The organism is Absicoccus sp. (genome assembly GCF_034090965.1).
GTDB classification, from domain to species: domain Bacteria; phylum Bacillota_I; class Bacilli_A; order Erysipelotrichales; family Erysipelotrichaceae; genus Absicoccus; species Absicoccus intestinalis.
Genome location: NZ_JAXDRQ010000016.1, coordinates 67,630 through 75,728 on the forward strand (window position 1 = coordinate 67,630; position 8,099 = coordinate 75,728).

General features: G+C 39.1%; 10 protein-coding genes. 3 read left to right on the forward strand and 7 right to left on the reverse strand.

The window, feature by feature from the left end; all coding sequences use genetic code 11:
* Position 1 precedes the first annotated feature (1 nt).
* Genes SOS22_RS02850 through rapZ form a run of 4 tightly spaced genes read right to left on the reverse strand, consistent with a single transcriptional unit; the run spans position 2 to position 3,291 of the window.
* Positions 2-529, reverse strand: coding sequence for a hypothetical protein (locus SOS22_RS02850; RefSeq protein WP_320596265.1), 528 nt, complete (start codon positions 527-529; stop codon positions 2-4).
* A complete protein-coding gene (gene whiA / locus SOS22_RS02855; RefSeq protein WP_320325766.1) occupies positions 526-1,470 on the reverse strand; it encodes a DNA-binding protein WhiA in 945 nt (314 codons plus the stop codon). The genes SOS22_RS02850 and whiA overlap by 4 nt, the downstream gene beginning before the upstream one ends.
* A complete protein-coding gene (locus tag SOS22_RS02860) occupies positions 1,433-2,434 on the reverse strand; it encodes a YvcK family protein (protein WP_317313150.1) in 1,002 nt (333 codons plus the stop codon). The genes whiA and SOS22_RS02860 overlap by 38 nt, the downstream gene beginning before the upstream one ends.
* Positions 2,431-3,291, reverse strand: coding sequence for an RNase adapter RapZ (gene rapZ, locus SOS22_RS02865; protein ID WP_128519569.1), 861 nt, complete (start codon positions 3,289-3,291; stop codon positions 2,431-2,433). The genes SOS22_RS02860 and rapZ overlap by 4 nt, the downstream gene beginning before the upstream one ends.
* 69 nt (positions 3,292-3,360) lie before the next feature.
* On the opposite strand from rapZ, the gene SOS22_RS02870 reads away from it, so the two are divergent.
* A complete protein-coding gene (locus SOS22_RS02870) occupies positions 3,361-3,864 on the forward strand; it encodes an HAD domain-containing protein (RefSeq protein WP_320596266.1) in 504 nt (167 codons plus the stop codon).
* A complete protein-coding gene (locus tag SOS22_RS02875) occupies positions 3,857-4,228 on the forward strand; it encodes a VanZ family protein (protein WP_173445791.1) in 372 nt (123 codons plus the stop codon). Before SOS22_RS02870 ends, SOS22_RS02875 begins: the two co-directional genes overlap by 8 nt.
* Before the next feature lie 4 nt (positions 4,229-4,232).
* On the opposite strand, the gene SOS22_RS02880 is transcribed toward SOS22_RS02875, so the two are convergent.
* Together SOS22_RS02880 and SOS22_RS02885 are read right to left on the reverse strand one after the other, a co-directional pair.
* Positions 4,233-5,948 (reverse strand): putative glycoside hydrolase, encoded by a 1,716-nt coding sequence (locus SOS22_RS02880; protein ID WP_273344056.1) that lies wholly within the window; start codon positions 5,946-5,948, stop codon positions 4,233-4,235.
* A gap of 146 nt (positions 5,949-6,094) precedes the next feature.
* Positions 6,095-6,457, reverse strand: a complete 363-nt coding sequence (locus SOS22_RS02885; protein ID WP_273344054.1) for a thioesterase family protein — start codon at positions 6,455-6,457, stop codon at positions 6,095-6,097.
* Positions 6,458-6,495: 38 nt separating this feature from the next.
* Between SOS22_RS02885 and SOS22_RS02890 the strand changes: the two genes are divergently transcribed.
* Positions 6,496-7,602, forward strand: a complete 1,107-nt coding sequence (locus tag SOS22_RS02890; protein WP_173445789.1) for a hypothetical protein — start codon at positions 6,496-6,498, stop codon at positions 7,600-7,602.
* A gap of 3 nt (positions 7,603-7,605) precedes the next feature.
* On the opposite strand, the gene SOS22_RS02895 is transcribed toward SOS22_RS02890, so the two are convergent.
* Positions 7,606-8,099, reverse strand: a 494-nt coding sequence (locus tag SOS22_RS02895) for a M15 family metallopeptidase (RefSeq protein ID WP_320596267.1), incomplete at its 5' end; no start/stop codon positions are given.

The window sequence follows — 8,099 nt, forward strand, 5'->3', positions numbered from 1 at the left end:
ACTATTGCACGACGATATTCACTTTTTTTTCAACTGTATTGCCAAATCGATCATAGATCCGTACGGTAGTGGCTTTGGTTCCGGTGGTGGATGTATCAACATCACTTTCATAGTTCACGCCGGATAGATCACTGGCATCAAAAGCGGTTTGATAATCGGGTTCGGCACCAACGCTACATGTGATTTCAGTTGGTGATTGATTGACCAGCGGTGCTTGGGTATCTTTGATTTTAATCTTAAATGGGATTTTTTGGTTTCCATTGATCAAGGTAAAATCATAGGTACCACAAACGAGATACTCTTTTCCTTTGTTCACAAAACGATTCTTTTCTTTATAGATGCCTTTGGATTGGGGTACGACCTTCATATTCTTGGTGTCGTAATGATCGGCATTTTTGATATAGAGCTTGGGATTGCCATAGACATCGGCGCCCAATTCATAGGTAAATGTATGTTTTTGTAGGTCAATGGAACTGGAACATCCACTCAGCAATATACCCAAGGCTAATAATAATATGAATTTTTTCATGTGGATTCCTCCTGTATGGATGCCGCCATCTCTTTGATCCGATTCAAGCGATGCTTCATTCCCGATTTTGAGATGATATCGCCATAGGCACGATAGACTTCTTCACACAATTCATTCATGTTGGCATCAGGAAATTGTTTGCGAATTTCCATCACATGACGAATCTTATCCGAAATATCAACCTTTTGCGGATTGGCCTCCAGGATCGCGATGGCTTCTAATTGTTTTTTGGCGGCCTTTTGGGTCTTCATTTCATTGGCCACTTCACAATTATCCAGCCGTGTCATTTGATTAAAGAAGTCACGTTGGATGCGGCTGTCTTCAAAATCAAACAGGGCTTGACTGGCATTGCACAACCGTAAAAAATCAGCAATTTTTTCACCCGCTTTTAAATAGATCACTTCGTATTTTTTGCGTTTGGTGATCTTCGCAGGTAAATGATAGCGTTCCATCAAATGTTGAACGGCTTGGGCCAGCTCCGTTTCGGTGGTTGACATCTCCAAATGATAATTGGCGGTTTTGGGATCGTTGATCGATCCACTGGCTAGAAAACAACCACACAAATAAGCTCGTGCCATTTTATCCGATCGGATCAATCGTCCCAAGGGTTTATAGTGGATGCCCGTATCGGTCAAGATGCCGAGATCATCTAAGATCTCGCTGGCTTTATCATATACTTCCACGCGATACATATTGCTTTTTTTTAAACGCATATTGCGAATGACCGATAAACGTGGATTGACCCCATATACTTGTTTCAACATTTGAAACAGATGTTTGGCAATTGTTGCGTTTTCAGTTTGATAGGAAACCGACAAACCACGAAAGTTCATATGCATGCTGGCACGCATTTGAAAGAGGGCACAAATTTGTGCCCGTGCTTGATTTCGATCGGTTGGTTCTTTACAGATTTGTTTTTTCACTTCGCTGGTAAAGGACACGTAGATCCTCCTTACTATCTATCTTTTCCAAGATTTCGGCCACCGCTGTACAAACTGCTTTCGGGTCATGACGAATGCGTCCTTGGACATCAAATTGTACCAATAATCGTTGCATAATGCCATAGTCATGTTCGGTTTCTTTGATTTCCACTGGATAGGAATGCTGTTTCGCATACGTCTCCAATATGGGTCTTGGGATATACGAGTGATTCACGACCACAAGATCAACAGCGTCTTTAAAGGAATGTTTTTCTAAGGCACGAATATGGTCTTCTACACTATACCCATCGGTTTCTCCTTGCTGGGTCATCGCATTACAAAAATATATCTTTGGACATGGATTATCATGAATGGCTTGACTAATTTCGGGAATGATCAAATTCGGGATGATCGAGGTATACAACGATCCAATTCCATAGATAATCAAATCAGCATCACGAATAGCTTCCAGTGCATCCAAATAGGGATGGACTTTTTGTTGGTAAAAGACTTTATTGATGTTGTTGTGGGCTTTAGGAATGGATTCTTCCCCACGAATCATTGTTCCATCTTCCATCATCGCATACAAAGTCACAATATCTAAGGTACTTGGTACGATCTTCCCCCGTACATTCAAGACATGGCTAATGGCTTCAATGGCTCCCATAAAGGATCCGGTAATGTCCATTAAAGCCAAAAACATCAGATTCCCTAAATTATGTCCCCCAATATCTTTATTGCCACTGAATCGATAATTCATCAGTTCGGCAAATAACGATTCATCTTCGACATTGGCCATGGCAGTCAAGACATGGCGAATATCACCAATTGCAGGAACATTATACGTTTGGCGTAATCGGCCGGTACTGCCACCATTATCAGCAACGGTAACAATGGCCGTGATATTGGCATTTTCCAGTTTTTTCATACCGCTCAACATACTGGAAAGCCCCGATCCGCCACCAATTACGACTACGTTTTTCATCCGATTTCTTGATCTCCGATATCGCGATGGCTTTTAAAGCAACGATAGGTATCTTTATAGGTATCGTATAACCAGTTACAAATGGTCACAGAGCGGTGTTGTCCACCTGTACAGCCAACGCCAACAATCATATGGGATTTGTGTTGTTCATTATAAGCTGCAAACACAAAATCACAGTAAGCTTTCAAACGAGTAATAAAATCTTGGGTTTCTTGCGCCATCATGACATAGTCATACACGGCTTTATCATTTCCGGTTTTCTTTCGCAATGCGGGTTCATAAAATGGATTGGGTAAAAAGCGTACATCAATCACTATATCCGCATCCATGGGGAGACCATGTTTAAAGCCAAACGATTGAAAAGTAATCGTAAATTTGGCAGTATCATTGCCTTTAAAGCGATTGCGAATCCGCTTTGCGAGTTCGGATGTTGACATCTTGGTCGTATCAAAATGAATGGTTCCTTTTTGATTGCCTTGCATTTTATTGAAGTAATCCCGTTCCAATTCAATGGCTTCTTCTAATGTCGTAGCCATACCATTGGCAATCAGGGGATGTCTTCTTCGCGTAAAACGATAGCGTAATAATAATTCTTCATCGCTACAATCTAAGAAAATAATCTGGATATCCGATGAAGTGTCATCGAAAAAGTTAAAAAAGGTCATATAATCAATCGCACTAACGGATAATGCGATATATTCGTATTTTTGTTCTTTTTGTAAGACATTTTCCAATTGAGGTAATAATTCTTTAGGAAAATTGTCAATACAATAATAGCCTAAATCTTCAAGGGCGTTCATAGCACTTGATTTTCCAGCGCCAGACATGCCTGTTAATAGGACGATATGTTGCTTCATGTGAGTTCCTCCTATGTTTCTATTCTATCACAGTTGGAAAAGCGTTGAGTCTCGGTTACAATATTTTATATGCAAGGAATTCTTTTTTTAGATTTTGATGGGGTCATTAATCCCTATATGTATAAACAAGAGGTCAAGCCAGATCGAAAGAAATGGTTGCGTATATGGAAGCATCCAGGCTTTTTACACATCCCGACTTATACGATTGGTCAGGTCAATACGAATTTCGATGTGGATGCTTGTCGATATGTCAAAAATCTTTGTGATCGGTTTGATTTAAAAATCGTTGTGACCTCTTCTTGGAAAGAATTTTATTCTTTGAAGCAAATCAAAGCGTTATTGAGTTTGCGTCAATTGGATTCCTATGTCATCGATACAACTTCAAAAGAAAATCAATCCCGTCCTCATAAGATTCGTGCTTATATTGAAGCCCATCATATCCAAGTGTATCTTGTATTGGATGATATTGATATGCGTGCTGATTTTCCAGGCCATTGTATCAAGACATATAATTTGTTTTCTAAAGAACAATATCAATTAGCGATTCAACTATTGGAGGTGCAACATGCGTAAGCTTGTGTGGAAACTTCTTTCGATATTGGTGATGATCCTAATTTTCTGGTTTTCCAATCAAAATGCGAGTGCTTCGAATCTGCAAAGTGGTTGGTTTTATCATTTATTTCATGGGCATATACAGGTGTGGTTCATTCGCAAGGCAGCGCATATGTCTATCTATGCTTTATTGGCTTTTTGTGTCTATCATGCACAAGAAAAACCAACTATTAAAACAACGCTTGGGATCGTTATCCTTTATGCTTGTACAGATGAATTCCATCAACTCTTTATTCCGGGTCGAAGTGGCAGTCCCATCGATGTAGGCATTGATACCTTAGGGGCCCTGATCCTTTTGGGCCTATATAAAAAACTGAGCAAATGATTGCTCAGTTTTTGATCTTACTATCAACAAAACCTTTTTGTACACCTTTTAGATCGTTGGGATCCCCATTGCCAAACCAAATTAGATAGCCTTCAAATCCAGCTTTATTGATTCCTTTGATTTCCGCTTTGACGTCGCTTGCATCAAATGGACTATAGGCTTGGATCCAAGTTCGATAGATAGCTTGGGTGCCAATTTCATCCATTTGTCGCTTCGCAATGGTGGAGAACTTATACAAGGTTTTCTTTGGCACCGCGGTTGGATCGGCAATATCCATAGCGCCTTGAGAGAATAAATCGGTATATGGCATCGGACAAACGACATCAACAACATTCGCAATGGCTGGGAAGAACTGGCCAATATCTTGGTCATCTTGCACAACGATCGGCCATGCGAAAACATCGGCGGCCACATACACATGATACGGACTAATCTGATCTTTTGCGTATGTAAAGAAGCCTTGAATGGCAGCGGCCTTACTTTCATTGTATGTATTGCGCATATTCAAATCATCTTTTTGACTGGCTGTACCATCTGGAAAACGGCAATAATCAAATTGAATTTCATTGATGCCCATCTGGGCAATTTCTTTGCAGATGTCCACATTGTACATCCAGGCTTTGCGTGAATAAATACTTGGCCAATATTCATCATTGATTTCAATAAAGTTGCCCTTTTTATCCACAATGGCTTCTTTTTTATTTTGTTTCGCAAAAATGGAATCTTTAAATGTGACACATCGTGCAATCATGTAATAGCCGGCATCTTGAAATTCATGAATCAAATCTTTCAATTCTTGTTTTGACATGACAGATCCCGTCAAAGCTTCAGATGGTTTGGATAAATATTTCTTGGGAACATCACTATCATAGAATAGATTTCCGCCATCGCCTTTACATTCAATGGTAATGGAGTTGATTCCGGTTTTTTTGATCAGTGATAAATAATATTTTTTATGATTTTTTAAGTTACTGAGAGAAACATGAACCGAATTGATATCCGTACGAATCGGATTGTCTGCATACCGAGAGGCCGGTTGTGGTTTATAATCGATTTGATCAACATAGGCATCTTTGGAGTATCCCTTACCATAATAATCATCCCAATAGGTTGAATACGTAATGTCTTGGGCATAATTGGCAGTGGCAGCACTTTTGGTTGTTTCAACATGCGCTCCATTGATCCAATATTTTTTACCATTTTTCTTGACTTGATACCATTGGATACGACCGGTCTTACGATCTAGGTCTTCCGTTTTGACGGAAACGACTTTCACTTTTTCGCCTTTACGAACCACCATGTCCGAAAGCTTTCCTTGTTTATTGATCAATAAATTTAATAATCGTCGAGGATACACATATTTAATTTGAATCGCATCTTCTAGATTATCGACTAAATGATCATTATCTACGGTCAATGTCTCGTTTTTATATACGATAGTTGATGTCTTTTCACCCAATTCGCGTAGTTCAACTTCCGATCCCCGTGGAATCGATACAACACGTTGCCCTGCTTCATCATTTTTAGCGTAATAAGATACGGTTACTTCCAAGGTATCTCCGCTACAGGCAATGTAGCGTTTGGGATGGATCAAAGCATCCACTTGCGGAACACAAATAACTAAAGCGAAAATCACCAAGACCGTAATAAAGAGACCTTTTTTATGATGACGATAACTGTCTTTCAGCATTTGTAATCGCTTTTGATTCTTCTTATTCATAAACTTATACTATCATAGTTTGCGAAAACATGCTATTTTTGGCGATTTTAGACCGATTTTCTCTGTCTTATTTTCACTTTTGACCCATCTGGTCCCATTTTTCGCAACGAAAAAAGACGAATGGAATGTCATTCGTCTTCCAACGTTTATTTATATACTTTTGCCAAGAACTTCTCACTGTTGACAATACAGCGTGTATGTTCCCCTTTACCAATACATGTATCGCCTTGATATGCTTTCACTTCATAATGAATAATACGTCCTTTTTGTTCAGTTACTGTGGCTTGAATGGTAATTTCGGCGCCAAGTGGACTTGGAGCATCATGTGTCACATTCATCGCAATACCAACACTGGTTTGTCCTTCTTCAAGTTTCAAACACATGCATGCGGCTTGTTCCATCCAAGCAATCATCTGTGGGGTGGCTAAAACGTCCAAGGATCCACTTTTCATGGTAGAGGCTAAATGTGCTTTTTCTACGATTGTATGTAATGTTACAGTTTGCTTCATATTTTATCTCCATTTCTATATATGATATAATAAATTATATGAATAATGTCAATCAACAAGATTTGATCCTGTATCGAAATTGTCGAAGACGTGTTGAGCGACGCCTATTGATTACGCTTCTTTTTTTGATTGCTTATAGTGTAGGTGTGGCTTATGCCTTAAATACGGCTTTTTTAAAAGTGGATGCCAATGGTTTTGATGTGTTGTTATCTGGTATTTTGCTTTCGCAAGTTGGTATTTATATGGTCATCTTTATCTTATTGACAACGGGATCGAAAATATATCGTTATATCTATTGGGTAGCTTTTGCTTTGTCGGTAGCCATGTTGTATGTGCCTATTTCCACGGCCATTACCGATATGGGACATTTGCTTTCGTATTTGGTTTTACTGGTTTGCATGATCGTAAAGCTACAAGTCTTATGGAGTACGGGCGATTATTTAAAAAATAATCCGTCTTCAAAGGTCTTTTTTGATCATATCGTTGAAGTCGATGAAAATGGCAATTTTGAAGATCCTCGTTTTGCCAAAGATCTAGCGAAGCAACAAAAGAAAACCATATCACAATTGAATATGGGAGAAGATGATACCGTACAAGTCGTAGATATGGAGCAGCCACAAGTGGAATTGCCTCATCAAGAAATTGATGATGAGGTATCGGAGGCTTTGGTCGAGACCTTAACGTATCAAAAACTGGCCGTGCGTATTGGTATTGTGGTCTATAGCAGTTTAGGGCTATTCCCTATTCTCATTCAAATCTTTCATAGTTTGTTTGCCAGCAATGATTACCAATACATTTTTGCCAATCATGATATGTTTGTTTCTTGTTTGATCAGTGCTATTCTATGGACCATTCCGGTATTGTTCATGTATTATGAACATCCAAGATCCAAACAACTGGTTAAAGCTTGTATCTTAGGTGAATTGATTCGCATTGCTTGTTATTTGCCAACGTTTATTGGCTATATTCGAGCGGAAGATACTACGTATCCAGTACGAACGTTTATTTTCTATATTGCTTTTGATGTCGTTCGTTACTTATTGCTAGGAATGACCATTCGACCTATTTTCAAGATGGATCCACCCGAACCCAAAAATGACGATGATGAATACGACAATGATGATGAATATGAAGGTGCCGAGTAGAATCTACTCGGCATATATTATTTTGGTATCAAAACCGTGATGTAAAATATATTCTTCTAATGTCCAATTGTTTATATAGCATTCTTTCGCAGCTTTCTTTCCGACATAACGATAATGCCATGGCTCATTCGAAGTACCCGTTATACTTGTTTTGGAAGATGGATAACGAAGAATGAATCCATATTTATAGGCATTCTTTTTCATCCATTGATATTCTTTCGTTTCACCAAATGTCGAATACTTTCCATCTACGACATTTTGACTGGTCATATCAACGCCTAAGCCCAATTGATGTTCGCTATATCCTGGTTTTGCCACTAAACTATCGGCTGTTTCCGTATCATACATCGCATGATATTTATTATATAGTTCTTCTTGTTGCGTATAAGATCGATGGGCACTGTTGATCACCAGTTCCAAGCCTTTTTTCTTGGCCGCCTTGGCCATTTTTTCTAAAGCCGTGGCCGCAGCCTTACGCATTTTATTCGGTGTATCCG

What these genes read in the sequence shown, in the direction of transcription:
- SOS22_RS02880 (WP_273344056.1), bottom strand. Translation starts at nt 5,948, where the DNA reads ATGAATAAGAAGAATCAAAAGCGATTACAAATGCTGAAAGACAGTTAT.
- SOS22_RS02870 (WP_320596266.1), top strand. Translation starts at nt 3,361, where the DNA reads ATGCAAGGAATTCTTTTTTTAGATTTTGATGGGGTCATTAATCCCTAT.
- SOS22_RS02890 (WP_173445789.1), top strand. Translation starts at nt 6,496, where the DNA reads ATGAATAATGTCAATCAACAAGATTTGATCCTGTATCGAAATTGTCGA.
- SOS22_RS02875 (WP_173445791.1), top strand. Translation starts at nt 3,857, where the DNA reads ATGCGTAAGCTTGTGTGGAAACTTCTTTCGATATTGGTGATGATCCTA.
- SOS22_RS02850 (WP_320596265.1), bottom strand. Translation starts at nt 529, where the DNA reads ATGAAAAAATTCATATTATTATTAGCCTTGGGTATATTGCTGAGTGGA.
- SOS22_RS02885 (WP_273344054.1), bottom strand. Translation starts at nt 6,457, where the DNA reads ATGAAGCAAACTGTAACATTACATACAATCGTAGAAAAAGCACATTTA.
- SOS22_RS02860 (WP_317313150.1), bottom strand. Translation starts at nt 2,434, where the DNA reads ATGAAAAACGTAGTCGTAATTGGTGGCGGATCGGGGCTTTCCAGTATG.
- rapZ (WP_128519569.1), bottom strand. Translation starts at nt 3,291, where the DNA reads ATGAAGCAACATATCGTCCTATTAACAGGCATGTCTGGCGCTGGAAAA.